Source organism: Roseibium aggregatum, assembly GCF_014692675.1.
GTDB lineage: Bacteria > Pseudomonadota > Alphaproteobacteria > Rhizobiales > Stappiaceae > Roseibium > Roseibium aggregatum_C.
In genome coordinates this window covers 172014-190255 of the sequence record NZ_JABFCZ010000008.1, presented here as the reverse complement: position 1 = coordinate 190255, position 18242 = coordinate 172014, and the positions used below count along the sequence as shown (strand labels likewise).

At 60.7% G+C, this 18242-nt stretch carries 15 protein-coding genes; 5 read left to right on the top strand and 10 right to left on the bottom strand.

Annotation, left to right across the window (positions count from 1 at the left end; genetic code table 11):
• Nucleotides 1–15: 15 nt before the first annotated feature.
• Nucleotides 16–1290: a phosphopyruvate hydratase gene (gene eno / locus HK439_RS08935; RefSeq protein ID WP_190291054.1), complete on the bottom strand. Its 1275-nt coding sequence runs from the start codon at nucleotides 1288–1290 to the stop codon at nucleotides 16–18.
• A 148-nt stretch (nucleotides 1291–1438) separates the two neighbouring features.
• Nucleotides 1439–2287, bottom strand: coding sequence for a 3-deoxy-8-phosphooctulonate synthase (kdsA, locus tag HK439_RS08930; protein WP_190291053.1), 849 nt, complete (start codon nucleotides 2285–2287; stop codon nucleotides 1439–1441).
• A gap of 349 nt (nucleotides 2288–2636) precedes the next feature.
• Here kdsA and galU point away from each other — a divergent pair, with 349 nt between their 5' ends.
• The 3 genes from galU to HK439_RS08915 all read left to right on the top strand — a co-directional run bounded on the left by galU (nucleotide 2637) and on the right by HK439_RS08915 (nucleotide 5572).
• Nucleotides 2637–3530 carry a UTP--glucose-1-phosphate uridylyltransferase GalU gene (gene galU / locus HK439_RS08925; protein WP_190291052.1) on the top strand — a complete coding sequence of 298 codons (894 nt, stop codon included), beginning with the start codon at nucleotides 2637–2639 and terminating at the stop codon, nucleotides 3528–3530.
• Nucleotides 3531–3654: 124 nt separating this feature from the next.
• Nucleotides 3655–4959 (top strand): nucleotide sugar dehydrogenase, encoded by a 1305-nt coding sequence (locus tag HK439_RS08920; protein ID WP_190291051.1) that lies wholly within the window; start codon nucleotides 3655–3657, stop codon nucleotides 4957–4959.
• Between the two features lie 175 nt (nucleotides 4960–5134).
• On the top strand, nucleotides 5135–5572 hold the full coding sequence (locus HK439_RS08915) for a DUF4864 domain-containing protein (RefSeq protein ID WP_190291050.1): 438 nt from the start codon (nucleotides 5135–5137) through the stop codon (nucleotides 5570–5572).
• A gap of 32 nt (nucleotides 5573–5604) precedes the next feature.
• Here HK439_RS08915 and tgt read toward each other — a convergent pair whose 3' ends face one another.
• From tgt to coaD, 5 genes are all read right to left on the bottom strand, one after another.
• Nucleotides 5605–6759 (bottom strand): tRNA guanosine(34) transglycosylase Tgt, encoded by a 1155-nt coding sequence (tgt, locus tag HK439_RS08910; RefSeq protein ID WP_190291049.1) that lies wholly within the window; start codon nucleotides 6757–6759, stop codon nucleotides 5605–5607.
• Entirely contained in the window at nucleotides 6759–7862 is a 1104-nt protein-coding gene (queA, locus tag HK439_RS08905; protein WP_190291048.1) for a tRNA preQ1(34) S-adenosylmethionine ribosyltransferase-isomerase QueA, read from the bottom strand. The genes tgt and queA overlap by 1 nt, the downstream gene beginning before the upstream one ends.
• A gap of 168 nt (nucleotides 7863–8030) precedes the next feature.
• On the bottom strand, nucleotides 8031–8504 hold the full coding sequence (locus HK439_RS08900; RefSeq protein ID WP_190291047.1) for a peptidylprolyl isomerase: 474 nt from the start codon (nucleotides 8502–8504) through the stop codon (nucleotides 8031–8033).
• 40 nt (nucleotides 8505–8544) lie between these two features.
• Nucleotides 8545–9084 (bottom strand): peptidylprolyl isomerase, encoded by a 540-nt coding sequence (locus tag HK439_RS08895; RefSeq protein WP_190291046.1) that lies wholly within the window; start codon nucleotides 9082–9084, stop codon nucleotides 8545–8547.
• Nucleotides 9085–9140: 56 nt separating this feature from the next.
• Nucleotides 9141–9635 (bottom strand): pantetheine-phosphate adenylyltransferase, encoded by a 495-nt coding sequence (coaD, locus tag HK439_RS08890; protein ID WP_190291084.1) that lies wholly within the window; start codon nucleotides 9633–9635, stop codon nucleotides 9141–9143.
• 239 nt (nucleotides 9636–9874) lie between these two features.
• Between coaD and HK439_RS08885 the strand changes: the two genes are divergently transcribed.
• On the top strand, nucleotides 9875–10297 hold the full coding sequence (locus tag HK439_RS08885; RefSeq protein WP_190291045.1) for a phosphopantetheine adenylyltransferase: 423 nt from the start codon (nucleotides 9875–9877) through the stop codon (nucleotides 10295–10297).
• Nucleotides 10298–10379: 82 nt separating this feature from the next.
• Here HK439_RS08885 and gyrA read toward each other — a convergent pair whose 3' ends face one another.
• Nucleotides 10380–13088, bottom strand: a complete 2709-nt coding sequence (gene gyrA / locus HK439_RS08880) for a DNA gyrase subunit A (protein WP_209011667.1) — start codon at nucleotides 13086–13088, stop codon at nucleotides 10380–10382.
• Between the two features lie 301 nt (nucleotides 13089–13389).
• Here gyrA and HK439_RS08875 point away from each other — a divergent pair, with 301 nt between their 5' ends.
• Nucleotides 13390–14022, top strand: a complete 633-nt coding sequence (locus tag HK439_RS08875) for a MarC family protein (RefSeq protein ID WP_190291043.1) — start codon at nucleotides 13390–13392, stop codon at nucleotides 14020–14022.
• Between the two features lie 17 nt (nucleotides 14023–14039).
• On the opposite strand, the gene HK439_RS08870 is transcribed toward HK439_RS08875, so the two are convergent.
• Together HK439_RS08870 and HK439_RS08865 are read right to left on the bottom strand one after the other, a co-directional pair.
• Entirely contained in the window at nucleotides 14040–17258 is a 3219-nt protein-coding gene (locus HK439_RS08870) for an efflux RND transporter permease subunit (protein WP_190291042.1), read from the bottom strand.
• Nucleotides 17255–18202, bottom strand: a complete 948-nt coding sequence (locus HK439_RS08865) for an efflux RND transporter periplasmic adaptor subunit (protein WP_190291041.1) — start codon at nucleotides 18200–18202, stop codon at nucleotides 17255–17257. Before HK439_RS08865 ends, HK439_RS08870 begins: the two co-directional genes overlap by 4 nt.
• Between the last annotated feature and the right edge of the window lie 40 nt (nucleotides 18203–18242).

Here is an 18242-nt window from a genome sequence, read left to right as displayed (position 1 = left end):
ATCCAGCGTACTGGCTCAGCCCTTCAGGATCGACCGGCCGGCATAGACTGCCTGCGGTCCCAGTTCTTCCTCGATCCGGATCAGCTGATTGTACTTCGCCAACCGGTCGGAACGGGCGAGAGACCCGGTCTTGATCTGGCCGCAGTTGGTGGCAACAGCCAGGTCGGCGATGGTCGCGTCCTCGGTTTCACCGGACCGGTGCGACATGACGGCGGTGTAGGAGGCCTTGTGCGCCGTTTCCACCGCATCGAGGGTTTCCGACAGCGTGCCGATCTGGTTGACCTTCACCAGGATCGAATTGGCCACGCCCATTTCAATTCCCTGGCGCAGGCGTGCGGAATTGGTCACGAACAGATCGTCGCCAACGAGCTGGCACCTGGAGCCGAACAGGTCGGTCGCAGCCTTCCAGCCTTCCCAGTCGTCTTCGGCAAGCCCGTCCTCGACGGAAATGATCGGGTAACGGGCAACCAGGTTTTCCAGATACTCGGCCATTTCTTCCGGCGACAGGGACTTGCCTTCGCCTTCGAGGACATATTTGCCGTCCTTGAAGAACTCCGTGGAAGCCGCGTCGAGAGCGAGATAGATGTCTTCACCGGGCTTGTAACCGGCGCTTTCGATGGCCTTCATGACGAAGCCGATGGCCGCATCGGTGGATTCCAGGTTCGGCGCGAAACCGCCCTCGTCACCCACATTGGTGTTGTGGCCGGCCGCAGCCAGGGCCTTTTTCAGCGTGTGGAAGACTTCCGCGCCCATGCGCACCGCGTCACCGAGCGTATCGGCGCCGACCGGCATGATCATGAATTCCTGGAAATCGATCGGATTGTCGGCATGGGCGCCGCCATTGATGATGTTCATCATCGGGACCGGCAGGGTGCGGGCCGAGGTGCCGCCAACATAACGGTAGAGCGGCAGGCCGGACGCCTGGGCGGCGGCCCGGGAAACGGCCAGGGAAACACCGAGGATGGCATTGGCACCGAGACGCGCCTTGTTCGGGGTGCCGTCCAGATCGATCATTGCCTGGTCGATCTTGAGCTGATCTTCCGCGTCGAGGCCGCCAACGGTCTCGAAGATTTCACCGTTGACGTTGTCGACGGCGTTAAGAACGCCCTTGCCCAGATAGCGGTCGCCACCGTCGCGCAATTCAACCGCCTCATGAGCGCCGGTCGAAGCGCCGGAGGGAACCGCGGCGCGGCCGAAGGAACCGTCTTCAAGAAATACATCCACTTCCACGGTCGGGTTGCCGCGGCTGTCGAGAATCTCACGCGCCGTAATATCGACGATTGCGGTCATCGCAATACTCCTTGTTTCGTATCGTAGAGCGGCAGGCCGGTGCCCCGGCGCCGATTTCGTCTGTTCCCGGATCGGCCGCCGGCCTCGGGTGAAGAGGTCATGCCGCCCGGATAGGAAAAGGGCCAGGCGAACGCCCGGCCCCGATGATCTAACTCGCGCTTGCAGCCGGCTTTACGACCGCATCGAGTGCCTTGAGTTGTGCCAGCAAAGCACCAAGATCCTTCAGCGCCACCATATTCGGTCCGTCGGAAGAGATCGTATTGTCCGGATCCGGATGGGTTTCGATGAAAAGCCCGCCGACCCCGACCGCCACGGCCGCCCGGGCCAGAACGGCCACCATGCGGCGGTCGCCGCCCGAGGAACCGCCTAGGCCGCCCGGCTGCTGTACGGAATGGGTCGCATCGAAGACGACCGGCGCGCCGGTTTCGGCCATGATCGGCAACGCCCGGAAATCGCTGACGAGCGTATTATAGCCGAAGCTGACGCCGCGCTCGGTCAGAAGGACATTCTGATTGCCGGTTTCAACGATCTTCATCAGAACGTTTTTCATGTCCCAAGGCGCGAGGAACTGGCCCTTCTTCACATTGATGATTGCCCCGGTTTTGGCCGCCGCGACCAGAAGGTCGGTTTGACGGCAGAGGAACGCAGGGATCTGCAGGACGTCGACAACTTCGGCAACCGGCGCGCACTGGTCTTCCGAGTGAATATCGGTCAGAACGGGCATGCCGTAAGTTTCACGGATCTCTGCGAAAACCGGCAACGCATCCTTCAGACCAACGCCGCGCGTGGCTGCCAAAGACGTGCGGTTCGCCTTGTCGAAGGAGGCCTTGAACACGACCGGAATATCGAGCGATCCGGCGATTTCCTTGACGGCTGCGGCGCACTCAAGCACATGCGCACGACTTTCCATCTGGCAAGGACCGGCAATCAGGCTGAATGGGGACGTGTTGCTGAAGCAAACGTCGCCGACCCGGACTTCAGTGTTCGGCTGGGACATGGAACTTCCTAAGGGTCAGTGGGCAGGCCCCGGCGGGCCCTGTAATAGGCGACCGTTCCATAGCGTTCTTTTTCCACGCCTGCAATACGGGGGACCAATGGATCCAGAAGTAACCGACTTGTCGAAGTTTTTCCGCACTTGCGGTCTAGCGTATCGATTGAAGGCGCCTGGCAATGTATATTGCGTTGCACGCGATACGAATTCGAAATGAGTTCATGTCATGGTGATTTTGCGTATGTATTTGGCGATCCGAAACGTGTCGAATATCAGCGATTGAGCAACTCAACTGAATGCGGTTTTTACAATTGAGCCTTTCTCATTTTGAACAAAACTCCCGGAAAGAGACAAAATGACCCAAAAGATTAGAAAAGCCGTCCTTCCCGTAGCCGGTCTGGGGACGCGCTTTCTACCCGCGACCAAGGCCGTGCCGAAGGAAATGCTGACCATTGTCGACCGGCCCATCATTCAATACGTCGTGGAAGAAGCCCGCGCGGCCGGGATTGAACACATCGTCTTCGTGACCGGGCGCAACAAGCACGTGATCGCGGACCATTTCGACCGCGCCTACGAGCTGGAAGACACGCTCAAGAGCCGGAACAAGACCGAAGCCCTGCAACTTCTCGAAAAGCTGCGCCCGGCAGCCGGTTCGACCAGCTTCACCCGGCAGCAGGACCCGCTCGGACTCGGCCACGCAATCTGGTGCGCCCGGGATATCATCGGACCCGAACCCTTTGCCATTCTGTTGCCCGATGTGATCATCAAGTCCGAGACGAGCTGCCTGAAACAGATGGTCGACGTCTACAGCGAAAACGGCGGCAACGTGATTGCGGTCGAAGAAGTGCCGGAGGACCAGACCCATCAGTATGGTATCGTGGAACTCTCGGATAAACTCTCCGACCGGGCAAGCAAGATAGCGGGTATGGTGGAGAAGCCGGCACCCGGAACGGCTCCCAGCAACCTCATGATCACAGGACGCTATATCCTGCAGCCTGAGATTTTCAGCCTCCTGAGCCGTCAGGAAAAGGGGGCCGGTGGCGAAATCCAGCTGACCGACAGCATGCTCGCGCTCATGGAGACCCAGTCGTTCACTTCGCTGAAGTTTGAAGGCCGAAGCTACGACTGCGGTTCCAAGGCCGGCTTCCTCAGCGCCAACATCGCCTACGCGCTGGAACAGCCGGACCTGGCCGCTGAGCTGGTGCCGTTCCTCCACGACATGATCAACAAGCGCGAAGCTGCGGAATAATCCGGCGTCTGCAGGAAGACCGGCGTTATTGCGCTTGCAAGACCAAGACCTTACCGACTAGGACTGGGCCGGCCGCCTGAAAAGGACCGGCCCTTTCCTTTGGCCCTCACATCCGGAAACGCTGATGACTTCCGCCGCCCCGATTTTCAGAGATGTCGCCGTCATCGGCCTTGGGTATGTGGGGCTTCCGGTCGCCGTCGCATTTGCGCGCGCAGGACACCGGGTCAGAGGTTTCGATATCAAGTCGGACAGGCTGAGCGCCCTTCGAGGCGGCAACGATGTGACAGCCTCCGTCAGCCCGGATGATCTCGGCCATCCAAACCTGACCTTCACAGGAGACCCGGCGGAGCTTGCGGATTGCGAAATCTTTATCGTCGCGGTTCCGACACCGATCGACCGGGCAAAACGGCCGGACCTGCGGCCGTTTGAAAGTGCTGCCCGAACCGTCGGTTCGGTCATGCGGAAGGGCGCAATCATCGTCTTTGAATCCACCGTGTTTCCGGGCGCGACCGAGGACATCGCGGTTCCGATCCTCGAAGAGGCTTCGGGGCTGACATTCGGCAGGGATTTCGAAGTCGGCTATTCCCCGGAACGGATCAATCCGGGAGATACGGTTCACGGCTTTGCCGACATCATGAAGATCGTATCGGCAAGCTCCGGGGCAGCGGCCGATACGCTCTGCGATTTCTATGGCTCAGTCGTCACGGCCGGAATTCACCGCGCCCCGTCCATCAAGGTAGCGGAAGCGGCGAAGGTGATTGAAAATACCCAGCGGGATCTCAACATCGCGCTGATGAACGAACTCGCCGTCCTGTTTCATGCGATGGACATCGATACGCGGGACGTTCTCGCCGGATCCGCGACGAAATGGAACTTCCTGCCGTTTCAGCCGGGACTTGTCGGCGGGCACTGCATCGGCGTCGACCCGTATTACCTCACCCACAAGGCCCACGAAATCGGCCTCACCCCGCAGGTGATCCTTGCCGGCCGCGGCACCAATGAGGCCATGCCCGCCTTCATTGCCGGCAAGATCATTCAGGCCTGCGTCAAGCTCGGGCGGAAGATGCCGCCGAAAATCGCCGTGCTCGGCCTCACCTACAAGGCCAATGTGCCCGATACCCGCAATTCCAAGGTTGTCGACCTGGTCCGGGAACTGGTTGATTTCGGAGCCGACGTCAGAATTCACGACCCGCTTGCCCTGTCCGACGAGGTCGAGGCGGAATACGGGCTCAGGCTGTCCCCGCTTGAAGATCTTGCCGGAGCGGATGCCGTGATCCTTGCGGTTCCTCATGCCGCGTTTTTCCAAGCGGATAATGCCTGGCCGGTCATCCTCCCGCTGTTAGGGGATGGTGCGACGCTGGTGGCCGACCTGCCGGCGCGTCTTGCCCGTTCCAAAAAGCCAGAAGCGGTCACACTCTGGCGGCTGTGATGCTTGCCGCATCTGCCTGCAAGGAATGGCGGACCAAATCACCCGACTTTTCAACGGGTTTTCCGGCAAAATAAATTTCTGCAGTTATTTGAGCAAATTGCATATTTTTACAACAGATTGAATTTGCGAATCTCGCGTATACTGACTGAATTCCAACAACAAGGAAGGACCGGTCATGCGGGTTTCAGTCTTTGTCAGTGTTTGGGTTGTTTTCGCCGCTGTGCTTTTCTCCGGCCGGATCCCGGCCGAAGCGCAAGCGGTCACGCCGGACGGCGCCGTCTTTCACAAAATCATCAAGGACCAGATGAAGGCCTTTGCGGCAGGAGACGCGAACGCCGCATTCTCCTATGCAACGACGGCCTTGCAGCATCAGTTTCAGACGCCGGCCATCTTCATGGACGCGGTCAAGCGTGGCTACCGTCCGGTCTACAGCCCAAGGGATATTACCTTCGGAACTTCCAAGGTAACCAGCAAGGGCCCGGTCCAGGAAGTCTATCTCACCGGCCCGGACGGCGATGACTGGCTTGCCCTCTACAGCTTCGAAAAGCAGGACGACGGGAACTGGCGGATTTCCGGCTGTTACCTGACCAAGTCGTCCGGGTATCCGGCATAACAACGGACCTATCGGTGGTCTCAGACAGGCCCCTATAGCGCGGCGATATCTCCCCGCGCCCAGTTTTCCTTGGTCTTCTGCCGGAAGTCCTCGAAGGTTCCCGCCTCGATGGCATCACGCATGCCCTGCATCAGCGACTGGTAATAGGCCAGGTTGTTCCAGGTGAGTAGCATGCCCGCCAATCCCTCGCCGGCACGTACCAGATGATGCAGGTAGGCGCGTGAATAGGTGCTCGTCGCCGGGCAGTTGCTTGCCTCGTCCAGAGGCCGCGGATCATCCGCATGGCGGGCGTTCTTCAGGTTGACCTTGCCGAACCTCGTATAGGCCAGGCCATGCCGTCCGGCACGGGTCGGCATGACGCAGTCGAACTGATCGATACCGCGGGCCACGCTTTCCAGAATATCATCCGGCGTCCCCACCCCCATCAGGTAGCGCGGCTTGTCGACGGGAAGCACCGGGTTGGTGATATCCAGCATCCTCAACATGACGTCCTGGGGTTCTCCAACCGCAAGGCCGCCGACCGAATAGCCCTCAAACGGCATTTTGGAGAGTTCCTCGGCGGACCGGATACGCAGGTCCTCCACGTCACCGCCCTGGACAATGCCGTAAAGCCCCTGCCCCTTTGCCGGGCCATCCATGTTTTCAAACTGGGTGCGCGACCGCTCCGCCCAGCGGAGCGACAGTTCCATCGCGCGTGCCACTTCCTCACGAGGAGCCGGCAGGCGGATACACTCATCCAGCTGCATCTGGATATCGGACCCGAGCAGCCCCTGGATCTCGACGGACCGTTCCGGGGTCAGGTGATACTTCTGGCCGTCGATATGGCTCTGGAACCGGACACCGGTCTCGTCCAGCTTGCGCAGCTGGGCAAGCGACATGACCTGGAAGCCGCCGCTGTCCGTCAGGATCGTATGCGGCCAGTTCATGAACGTATGCAGGCCGCCGAGACGATGAACCCGCTCCGCCGTCGGGCGCAGCATCAGATGATAGGTATTGCCGAGCACAACGTCCGAACCAAGGTCCCGAACCTGCTCGGGATACATGGCCTTGACGGTCGCCTGGGTTCCGACCGGCATGAAGGCCGGCGTGCGCACGAGCCCGTGGGGCGTGGTGATCTCGCCGCGCCGCGCCTTGCCGTCGGTCTTGAGCAACTTGAAGGAAAAGCGGTTTTCGGTGTTCCCCGACATTATCGTAAGTCCCTTTCAACCGCACCGCTGGCGGGAAACAGCAGGCAGGCGTCGCCATAGCTGTAGAAGCGGTATTCTTCGGCAATCGCATGGGCGTAGGCCCGCTGCATGGTTTCAAGCCCCGAAAAGGCCGACACCAGCATGAACAGCGTCGAGCGCGGCAGGTGGAAGTTGGTCATCAGCACATCGATCGCCCGGAACTTATAGCCCGGCGTAATGAAAATCGACGTTTCGCCGGCGAAAGCGGTCAGGCCGCCCGGCCCTTGCGCGGCGCTTTCCAGGATCCTAAGCGATGTCGTCCCGACGCTGACGACCCGATTGCCGCGCGCCCGCACGGCTTTGAGTGCATCGGCGGTTTCCGCGGAAACTTCGCCATATTCGGCATGCATCCGGTGACCTTCGGTGGTCTCGCTCTTGACCGGCAGGAAGGTGCCCGCACCGACGTGAAGGGTCACCCGGTGCTGTTCGATACCGCGTGCGGCCAGGCTTTCCAGCAGGTCCGGTGTGAAATGGAGACCCGCGGTCGGGGCCGCCACCGCGCCTTCCCTTTCGGCGAATATGGTCTGATAGTCGAGCTTGTCCTGTTCGTCCTCACCGCGTTTGGCGGCAATATAAGGCGGCAGGGGAATGTGTCCGACCGCGGCAATGGCCTCATCGAGGCTCGGTCCCGACAGGTCGAAGACCAGGAGCACTTCCCCGGCCTCACCCTTTTCGGCGACGGTCGCATCGAGCGTGCCGAGCAGGCACGCCCCGCCCTCGCCGCCGAAACGCACCCGGTCGCCGACGCTGAGCTTCTTCGCCGGCCGGACGAAGGCCCGCCAGCGATCGTCGCCTGAACGCAAGTGAAGCGTTGCGCTGATCTTGGCCACCGCCTCGCCGCGGGCTCTGGTCCCTTCCAGCTGTGCCGGGATCACTTTCGTGTCGTTGAAAACCAGCGCGTCGCCGGGTTCCAGCCAGGAGCCCAGATCCCGCACGCAGGCATCGGTCAGTTCGGGTTCATGGTCCGGATGGACCACCAGCATGCGCGCGGAATCCCGCGGCCGGGCGGGCCTGAGGGCAATCCGCTCGTTCGGCAGGTCGAATTCAAACTGGTCCACGCGCATCGTTCATCCGTCCGGGCCGCACCGGCATCCCTGAAACTGTTCACAAGACGAAGCAAAGAGCCGTGCTGATAACCGCCATACGGGCAATTATCAACCGTCTTGGCAGAACCAAACAAAAGCAGCGCGATGCCGGGCATCGCGCTGCAGATGTTGACGTACCAAAAACGCTTATTCGGCGTCGGCTGCGACCTTGATCGAGACGATCTTGTCCGGATCGGAAACCGGCTCGCCGCGCTTGATCTTGTCGACGTTGTCCATGCCTTCGACGACTTCGCCCCAGACCGTATACTGGCCATCGAGCCAGGGTGCATCGGTGAAGCAGATGAAGAACTGGCTGTCCCCGGAGTTCGGGTCCATGGCGCGGGCCATGGAACAGGTGCCGCGCTTGTGCTTTTCGTTGGAGAATTCCGCCTTCAGCTTCTGGCCGGAACCGCCGGTGCCGGTGCCGTGCGGGCAGCCGGTCTGGGCCATGAAACCGTCGATGACACGGTGGAAGACGATACCGTCATAAAAGCCGTCGCGAACCAGTTCCTTGATGCGGGCCACATGGGTCGGCGCAAGATCCGGCTTCATCTCGATGATGATCGGGCCCTGGGTCGTTTCCATCAAAAGTGTATTCTCGGCGTCCTTGATTTCGGCCATTTCTTTTTCTCCGTTATTTCCAATCGATTATGTACGCAGATCAGCCGGCGTCGGCGGCCACCTGCATCTTGATGATCTTGTCGGGATGTGCGGGCGGCTGACCCTTTGCGATCATGTCAACGTATTTCATGCCATCGACCACCTCGCCCCAGACCGTGTACTGGCCGTTCAGCCAGTCGCCGTCGGCATACATGATGAAAAACTGGGAATTGGCGCTGTCCGGATCGGATGTCCGCGCCATGCCGAGAACGCCACGCTTGAACGGGGCATCGGAGAACTCCGCCTTCAGATCGGGAAGGTCCGACCCACCGGTACCGGTGCCGGTCGGATCGCCGGTCTGGGCCATGAAGCCGTCGATCACGCGATGAAAGATGATGCCATCGTAAAAACCGTCTCGGGTCAGCTGCTTGATGCGTTCCACATGCTTCGGTGCCAGATCCGGGCGCAGGCGGATGACGACCCGTCCGTCCTTCAGGTCGAGGTAAAGCGTGTTTTCCGGATCGAGATCAGACGCTCCGGCAAATGCGGGAACAAGCAGGATCGAAGCGATCACCGCAAAGATGGTAAGAAATCGTGACACTGGGTACTCCGATCGGGTTGTCAGGCGTCAGCCATGAACTGTTTTCAAACTGACTGTCAGCTGGTTCTGAGCTTCAAGGGTTGCGCAACGCTTCTCGGGACGAATGCCGAGGTGTCACCGCCCATCTTTGCGATCTGACGCACAAGCGTGGCCGTGATATGGCGGACATCCGGAGACGCCGGCAGGAACACGGTGTTGATTTCAGGCGCAAGCGTGCCGTTCATCCCGGCCATCTGCATTTCATAGTCAAGATCCGTGCCGTCACGCAGGCCGCGCACCAGGTAGCGGGCGCCGTTTTCACGCGCAAAGTCGATCACCAGATTGGAGAAGGACTTGACCTCGATCCGGGCAGCTTCTTCGGCTCCGAAAGCCTCCTGCGCGCAGGTATGGATCATCTCCACCCGTTCATCGAAGCTGAAAAGGGGCGCCTTGCCGGGGTGAATGCCAATGGCCACGATCACCTTGTCGGCAAGCGCAAGTGCCTGACGCAGGATGTCCATATGACCGTTGGTGACCGGATCGAAGGACCCGGGATAGAGCGCTATGCGTATCATGGGACCTTCCATACTCTGCCAACGCCGAACCTACAAGCGTCCCAGCAAGCGTTCCGGGGCCGGTTGCCTCCTGAAACGACCCGGGTGAACAGGATCTGTAAGAACTGCCGATGAGGATTCAGCGGTTTTAAAGACAAAACCTTTAAAAGTGTGACAGGCGTCACGGCTCAAGAAGCCGATCCCGCTCATAGTGGTTCGCATAGGGATGGACAACAGACGCGCAGGGAGTAACGCACATGTCCACTTATCAGAAAGCCACCACGGACTTGTTCTTGCAGAAATTCGGCAAGGATGTCTTTCAGTCGAACAAGACCGCCGCTCACCCGGCCGGCGCGACGCAGATCGCCGGCATCCTGGCCCTGGCGTTGCTGGCGGTTCTGATTGCCGGTTTCGTCACGCTGCAGCCGGCCGAGTCCTTCACACCTGCCCGGGCCGCCGACATGGGCATGGTCCAGGGCCTGGAAGCCACCAAGTCCGACCGCACGAAGACCAACCTGCCGGCATCCTGCCAGGGTCAGGCCTGGGGCGCCTGGAGCGCAGACTGCGCCGCCGCACTGTCGGGTGGTTCCGCGGTCCGCAATGTCGGATTTGTCACGGTCGAACAGCCCTCGCAGACCGTCAATGAAACGATCCTGGCCCGGTTCCCCAGGACAAACTGACCAAACCTGACCGCTCCCCTTCAAAAAACAGCGGCCAAGGCAATGCCTGGCCGCTGTTTTTGTTTCCTGATTCAGGCGGAGTTTATTCGGCGTCGCCTTCCGGGGCTTCCGGCGGAGCCTCCCCGGCGTCAGATCCGTTCTCGCCATTTTCCAGATCGACGTCCTCTTCCTCGTCGACTTCGCTGATCCGCTCGACGGCAACGACCTTTTCGCCCTCTGCCGTCTTGAAGACCGTCACGCCCTGGGTGGCGCGGCCGGCGATACGAATGCCGTCGACCGGACACCGGATCAACTGGCCGCCATTGGTCACCAGCATGATCTGATCGGTCTCCTCGACCGGGAAGGATGCGGTCAAATCACCGTTGCGCGCATTGACGGCCATGGCCGTGATGCCCTTGCCGCCGCGGCCGGTCACCCGGTATTCGAACGACGATGTCCGCTTGCCGTAGCCGTTTTCGGAGATGGTCAGAATGATCTGCTCGGCAGCGCCCATTTCCGCATAGCGTTCCTGGTTGAGCTCCCCGGCGACGACATCTTCCTCCTCATCGTGGCCGTTACCGCTTTCCTCGGTCTCGCCGCGCAATGCGCGCGACATCTTCAGATAGGCGGCACGTTCTTCCGCGGTCACATCGATGTGGTGCAGGATCTGCATGGAAATGACGCGATCCTCGTCGCCGAGCCGGATACCGCGCACGCCGACGGAATTTCGGCCGGCGAAAACACGGACATCGGTCACGGGGAAGCGGATGCACTGGCCCGAAGCCGTCGTCAGCATGACATCGGCATGTTCGGAACAGGTCTCCACGCCGACGATACCGTCGCCCTCTTCCAGCTTCATCGCGATCTTGCCGTTGCGGTTGATCTGGACGAAATCGGAAAGCTTGTTGCGCCGGACCGTGCCGCGGACGGTTGCGAACATGACGTCGAGATTTGCCCAGCTGTCCTCATCCTCCGGCAGGGGCATGATGGAGGAAATCTGTTCGCCCTGCTCCAGAGGCAGCATGTTGACCAGCGCCTTGCCGCGCGAGGTCGGACCGCCGAGCGGCAGACGCCAGACCTTCATCTTGTAGGCAATGCCGCGTGAGGAGAAGAACAGAACCGGAGTATGGGTGTTGGCGACGAACAGGCGGGTTACGAAATCCTCGTCCTTGGTCGACATGCCCGAACGGCCCTTGCCGCCGCGGCGCTGCGCCCGGTAGGTGGCCAGCGGCACGCGCTTGATGTAGCCCTCGTGAGACACGGTGACGACCATGTCTTCGCGCTGGATCAGGTCCTCGTCGTCGAAATCCGCGCCGCCTTCGGTGATTTCGGTCCGCCGCGGCGTTGCGAATTCCTCCTTGATCTCCAGCATTTCATCGCGGACGATTTGCTGGATCCGGGCGCGCGAGCGCAGGATGTCGAGGTAATCGGCGATCTCGGCGCCGATCTTGTTCAACTCGTCCTCGATTTCGTCACGGCCCATGGCGGTCAGACGCTGCAGACGCAGATCGAGGATGGCCCGGGCCTGCTCTTCGGAGAGCTTGTAGGTGCCGTCTTCCTGCACCATGTGCCGCGGATCGTCGATCAGACGGATCAACGCTTCCACGTCCTGTGCCGGCCAGTTGCGTTCCATCAGCTGGCGCCGGGCGGTCGCCGGATCCGGCGCGCTGCGGATCAGCTTGATGACCTCGTCGATATTGGCCACGGCAATGCCCAGACCGACCAAAATATGGGCCCGATCACGCGCCTTCTTCAGAAGGAAACGTGTCCTTCGGCCAATGACTTCTTCGCGGAAGCTCACAAATGCCTTGAGCATATCCGAAAGGATCATCAACTCCGGCTTGCCACCGTTGAGCGCCACCATGTTGCAGCCGAAGGAGGTCTGCAGCTGGGAGAAGCGGTAGAGCTGGTTGAGGACCACATCGGCGACCGCATCGCGCTTTAACTCGATCACGACGCGCATGCCGGAGCGGTCACTCTCGTCCCGGATATCGGAGATGCCCTCGATCCGCTTGTCGCGCACCAGTTCGGCGATCTTCTCGATCATCGAGGCCTTGTTCACCTGATACGGGATCTCGTTGACGACCAGCGCCCAGCGGTCCTTGCGGACTTCTTCGACCTCGACCTTGGCGCGCATGACGACGGACCCACGGCCGGTCTCATAGGCGGAACGAATGCCGGAGCGGCCCAGGATCATGGCTCCGGTCGGGAAGTCCGGACCCGGCACGATCTGCATCAGCTCTTCCAGCGTCAGCGCCGGATTTTCCATGATCGCGATCGCGGCATCGATGACTTCGCCCAGATTGTGCGGGGGAATGTTCGTCGCCATGCCGACGGCGATACCGCCGGCGCCGTTGACCAGGAGGTTCGGGAACTTCGCCGGAAGGACGACCGGTTCGCTTTCGGAGTTGTCGTAGTTCTCCTGGAAATAGACCGTATCCTTGTCGATATCGTCCAGCAGCTTGTGAGCGACCTTCTGCAGGCGGCACTCGGTATAGCGCATGGCCGCAGCCGGATCGCCGTCGACGGAACCGAAGTTGCCCTGCCCGTCGATCAGCGGCAGGCGCAGGGAGAAGTTCTGCGCCATACGCACTAGCGCATCGTAGATCGCGCTGTCGCCGTGCGGGTGGTATTTACCCATGACGTCGCCGACCACGCGGGCCGACTTGCGGTAGGGCTTGTTCCACTCGTAGCCATTCTCGTGCATGGAGAACAGGATGCGGCGGTGAACGGGCTTGAGGCCGTCGCGGACATCGGGCAGAGCACGGCTGACGATCACGCTCATGGCGTAATCGAGATAGCTGCTCTTCATTTCATCGACGATTGAGATCGGCTTGATGTCCGACGGGCTCGCGCCGGAAGGTGTGGTATTATCCTGGTCTGCCAAGGATGGAACTCTTAGTCGTTGTTATTGCTTTGCCGTTTATATACGATTCCAAATAGGCGGCCAAATTCCAGGCACTGAACACGCCAACTAAATATCCTTTATTTTCATATAGTTACACCGACAATTCACAGGCCAAAAAATAGATTGCTGCAACACCCCTTCAGACGCGCAAGAATTACGCAAAAAGCAGCCGAAATTCACCGTTCAAAATGGCCCGGAACACCCTATGACCGATTACTTCATCAATGCCTTCGCCACGCTATTCGTGACCATTGATCCGGTCGGTCTGGCACCGATGTTTCTGGCCGTTACGGCTGGGCTTTCGGCCGCCGATCGCAAGCGCGTCGCCATCCGGGCAACGGTCACGGCGGCCCTCATTCTCCTGGTCTTTTTCGTAGCGGGACAATCGGTGCTCACCGTGCTGGGTATTTCCGTATCCGCCTTCCGGGTCTCCGGCGGCATCCTGCTGTTTCTGATCGCCATAGAAATGGTCTTCGGCAAAAGGCAACAGCGAAAAGCGGAGACGGCGGAGAAAGCCGTCGAACATCATCCGCCCGCCGACTTTCACGAAGTGGCCATTTTCCCGCTGGCCATCCCGCTTATCGCCGGGCCTGCGGCTATCAGCGCGATCATCCTTTTGACCGGGCAAGCCCCCGACACCCTGACCTATATCGGGCTGGCCGGCGTAATCGTCGTTATTCTCGCCAGTTGCCTGTTCTCCTTCCTGCTGGCCGACAGGATCGAACGGCTTCTGGGCGATACGGCGCAACTGGTCATTACCCGATTGCTCGGCGTGCTTCTGGCGGCCCTTTCCGTTCAGTTCATCGCAGACGGCGTCCTGGCGTTCATGAAGCCGTAAACGCCGCCTGTGCTAAATTAGCGCTTCGTGACCGGCTTGCCGTCGTCGCGCAGCACGACATAGATCGCCGGGATCACGAGCACGGTCAGAAGCGTCGAGGACGCAAGCCCGAAGAGCAGCGAGATCGCAAGCCCCTGGAAGATCGGATCGGCCAGGATCACCGCCGCACCGATCATGGCGGCGAGCGCGGTCAGAAGGATCGGCTTGAAGCGGATCGAGCCGGCCTCCAGAAGCACATCCTTCAAGGCCCGGTCCTCGGACCGCGCATGGCGGATGAAATCCACCAGCAGGATCGAGTTGCGCACGATAATGCCGGCGAGCGCGATAAAGCCGATCATCGACGTTGCCGAGAATGGCGCATGGAACAGCCAATGGCCGATCATGATGCCGATCAGGGTAAGCGGTACCGGCGTCAGGATCACCAGCGGCAGCTGGAACGAGCGGAACTGCGCCACCACCAGGAAATAGATCCCGAGCAAAGCGACCATGAAGGCGGCTCCCATGTCGCGGAAGGTCACCCAGGTGATTTCCCACTCCCCGTCCCACAGAACGGCTGTCGTGGCATCGCTGATTGGCTGGCCGTGCAGAATGACCTGCGGTTTTGGCAGATTTCCCCAATCGGTCGCATCGATCTTGTCCTGTACCGCGAGCATGCCATAGACAGGCGCCTCGAATTCACCGGCGAGATCCGCCATGACCATGACCACCGGACGCGCGTTATGCCGGAACATCAGGTAGGACGACGGTTCGCGCGACAGATGGACGACGTCGCCCAGTTCGACGACGGTCCGGTTGCCCGGCAGGGCATTGGCCGGAACCGGTGTGGACAGCAGACGTTCGGACAGCACCCGTTCGCCCTTGGGCAGCGCCAGCGCGATTTCCACCGGCCGACGGCCGTCGCCGCGATGGGAATAGCCCACGACGGTCGTCCCGAGCAGGCTCTGGATGGTGTTATAGACATCAGCTTCCGATACACCGTGGTATTCCAGATTGTCCTGATCGATGGAGATCCGGACCCGTTCGGTCGGCTGGCCGTAGCTATTGTCGACATCGACGATGAACGGGACCTCCTTGAAGATCTGTTCCAGCTTCGCGGCAACCGCCCGACGGACTTCCGGCGTCGGGCCATAGACTTCGGCCAGCAGGGTCGCCAGCACCGGCGGTCCGGGCGGGACTTCCACCACCTTGAGCGACGTCCCTTCAGGCACCTTGATCGCCTTTAACCGCTCGCGCAGTTCCAGTGCGATGTCGTGGCTTGTCCGGTCGCGTTCGCCCTTGGGCAGCAGATTGACCTGGAGGTCGCCCTGTTCCTGGCTCGCCCGCAGGAAATAATGGCGAACCAGACCGTTGAAGTTGAACGGGGCCGCGGTCCCGGCATGGCTTTGAATCGAGGTGATTTCGGGAATATCGAAAAGGCTGCCCCCGATTTCCGTCAGGACACGATCCGTTTCTTCCAGAACCGTTCCTTCCGGGAAATCGGCGACCACCTGGATTTCAGACTTGTTGTCGAAAGGCAGCAGCTTGACCGTCACGTCCTTGGTGTAGATCAGCGCCATGGAGGCGAGCGTCGCAGCCCCGACCAGCAGCAGGAAGACCCAGGCCCCTGCCTTGGTGCGCAGGATCGGCGTCGCAACGGCGCGATAGATCCGCCCCAAGGGCCCGCCATCGCTTGCCTCTCCGTGAGGGTTTCCATGCATGGACGCCTTGCCCGACGTCTTCAGCATGAGCCACGGGGTCAGGACCACTGCGACGAAGAACGAAAACAGCATGGCAGCGGAGGCGACCGCCGGGATCGGGCTCATGTAGGGGCCCATCAGGCCGGAGACGAACATCATCGGCAGCAGGGCGGCAACGACGGTCAGGGTTGCCACCACGGTTGGATTGCCGACTTCCGCGACCGCCTCGATGGCTGCCTGGATCCTGGTGCGGTCATCCTTCATGCCCCAGTGGCGGGCGATGTTTTCAATCACGACGATCGCGTCATCGACCAGGATACCGATCGCGAATATGAGCGCGAACAGGCTGACCCGGTTGATGGTGTAGCCCATCATCTGGGCGGCAAACAGCGTCAGCAGGATCGTGGTCGGGATCACGACCAGAACGACGATCCCGTCGCGCCAGCCGATCGCGACCGCCACCAGGATCACGATGGACAGGGTTGCCAGTCCGAGGTGGAACAGCAGCTCATTGGCCTTTTCATTGGCCGTTTCGCCGTAGTTCCGGGTGATGTGAACCTCGATGTCCTCCGGAATCAGACGGCCCTTCAGGTCTTCCAGATGATCGACGACCTGTTCGGAGATGACCACCGCATTGGCCCCAGCCCGCTTGGCAATGGCGACTTCAACGGCCGGAAGCTGGGTCACCTGATTGTCGTTCCGGCGCTGCAGATGCCAGACCCGTTCTTCCGATTGCCGGGCGCCGATGACGGTTTTCGCAACATCCTTCACATAGACGGGACGTCCGTCACGGGTCGTCAGCAGCAGAAGGCCGATATCGGGTATTCCGGTCAATGTCTGACCGGCCACGACCGGCAGGTTCTTGCCCTGGTCGCGAACGGCGCCGGCGATGAACGACCGGTTTGCGGCCTGGACCTTTCCGACCAGCTGATCGAGCGTCACGCCATAGAGCGACAGTTTTTCCGGATCCGGTTCGACGCGCACCATTTCAGTGTTTCCGCCGACCAGATAGGTCAGACCGACATCGTCGAGCCTGGAAAGCTCGATACGCACCTCATCGGCAAGCGTATGGAGGTTCTTGTCGTTCCAGCGGCTGGCGGCTTCCGGCGACGGTGTCAGGGTGGCAACGACGATCGCCACATCATCCACGCCCCGGCCGACGACGAGCGGTTCCGGGATCCCTGCCGGGATCCGGTCCATATTGGCCTTGATCTTTTCGTGCACCCGCAGGATCGCGTCGTCGGAATCCGTCCCGACAAAAAACCGCGCAGTCACCATCACCCGATCGTCGACCGTCTGGCTGTAGACATGTTCCACGCCGTTGATCGCCTTGACGATGGTTTCGAGTGGCTCGGTCACCAGCTTCACCGCGTCCGGCGCCTTGAGGCCGTTGGCCTCCACCATGATGTCGACCATGGGCACGGAAATCTGCGGTTCTTCTTCGCGCGGCAGGGTGATCAGAGAGATCGTCCCGAGCACAAGCGCGGCAAACAGCAGAAGCGGCGTCAGCGGCGAGGTGATGAACGCCTTGGTCAGAACACCAGAAAGACCGAGCTTCATGGGTGCACCAGCCTGTCGCCGTCTTTCAGGCCGCTCAAGACTTCAACATAGGGCTTTCCGTCAACGGTCTGATGCTCGCCCAGTTCCACAACGATTTCGAGCGTATCGCCGTTGTCAGCGGCGAGTTTGACGAAATCGAGCCCGAAGCGCGTCGAGATGTATTCCAGCGGAATGAAGATGGCCTGGCGCTCCCCGACCGCAATGCGGACCTGAATGCGCTCGCCGACGAAGAAATCGCCAAGCCCGGGCACCTCAGCATCGGCAACCACCCTGCCCTGACTGATCTTCGGATAGACCTTGACGATATGCCCTGCTTCAGCCGCTTGCCCCTCTTTCACGAGTTCCGCGCCAAGCAGCACTTCGTCTCCGACCTTCATGGAGCGGGCGTGGCGTTCCGGCACCTCGATCCGCAGCAGAAAGCCTTCCTGAGCAATGGTCGCGATCACTTCGCCGCCCATGACGAAGGAACCGGCGGTCACCGGTACGTCAAGCACCCGTCCCGAAGACGGCGCGAGGACCTTGCCCTCCGTCATCTGCTGTTCGAGGACCGCCTTTTCGGCCTCCGCGGCCTTCAGCGTGTTCTGTGCGACGATAAGCTGGGTTTCGAGCTGGTCGATCCGGGACTTGGCGATCGTGCCGCGTTCGTAGAGTTTCTGCGCGCGATCGTATTCGAGCTGGTAATTGTCGACGTTCGATTTGGACGCGGCGATCTTGGCGTCCAGGGCCAGGCGTTGCAGGTTCAGCTTTTCATCGACGATCTGCGCAATCTGCTCGCCCTTCTTGACGGAACTGCCGTCGTCGACGGAAAGATCCTGCAGGGTCCCTGAAATGCGCGCACGTGCGGGAACGTCGACGGCAGCCTGAACGGTTCCGTAAACGGTCTTGGTGTCGGTCACGGTCCGGGTCTTGACCTGGTATTCCTCAGCCTGTGCCAGGCTGTTCATTCCAGCCACCGCAAGGACGAGCAAGGCTCCGAGCCAAATC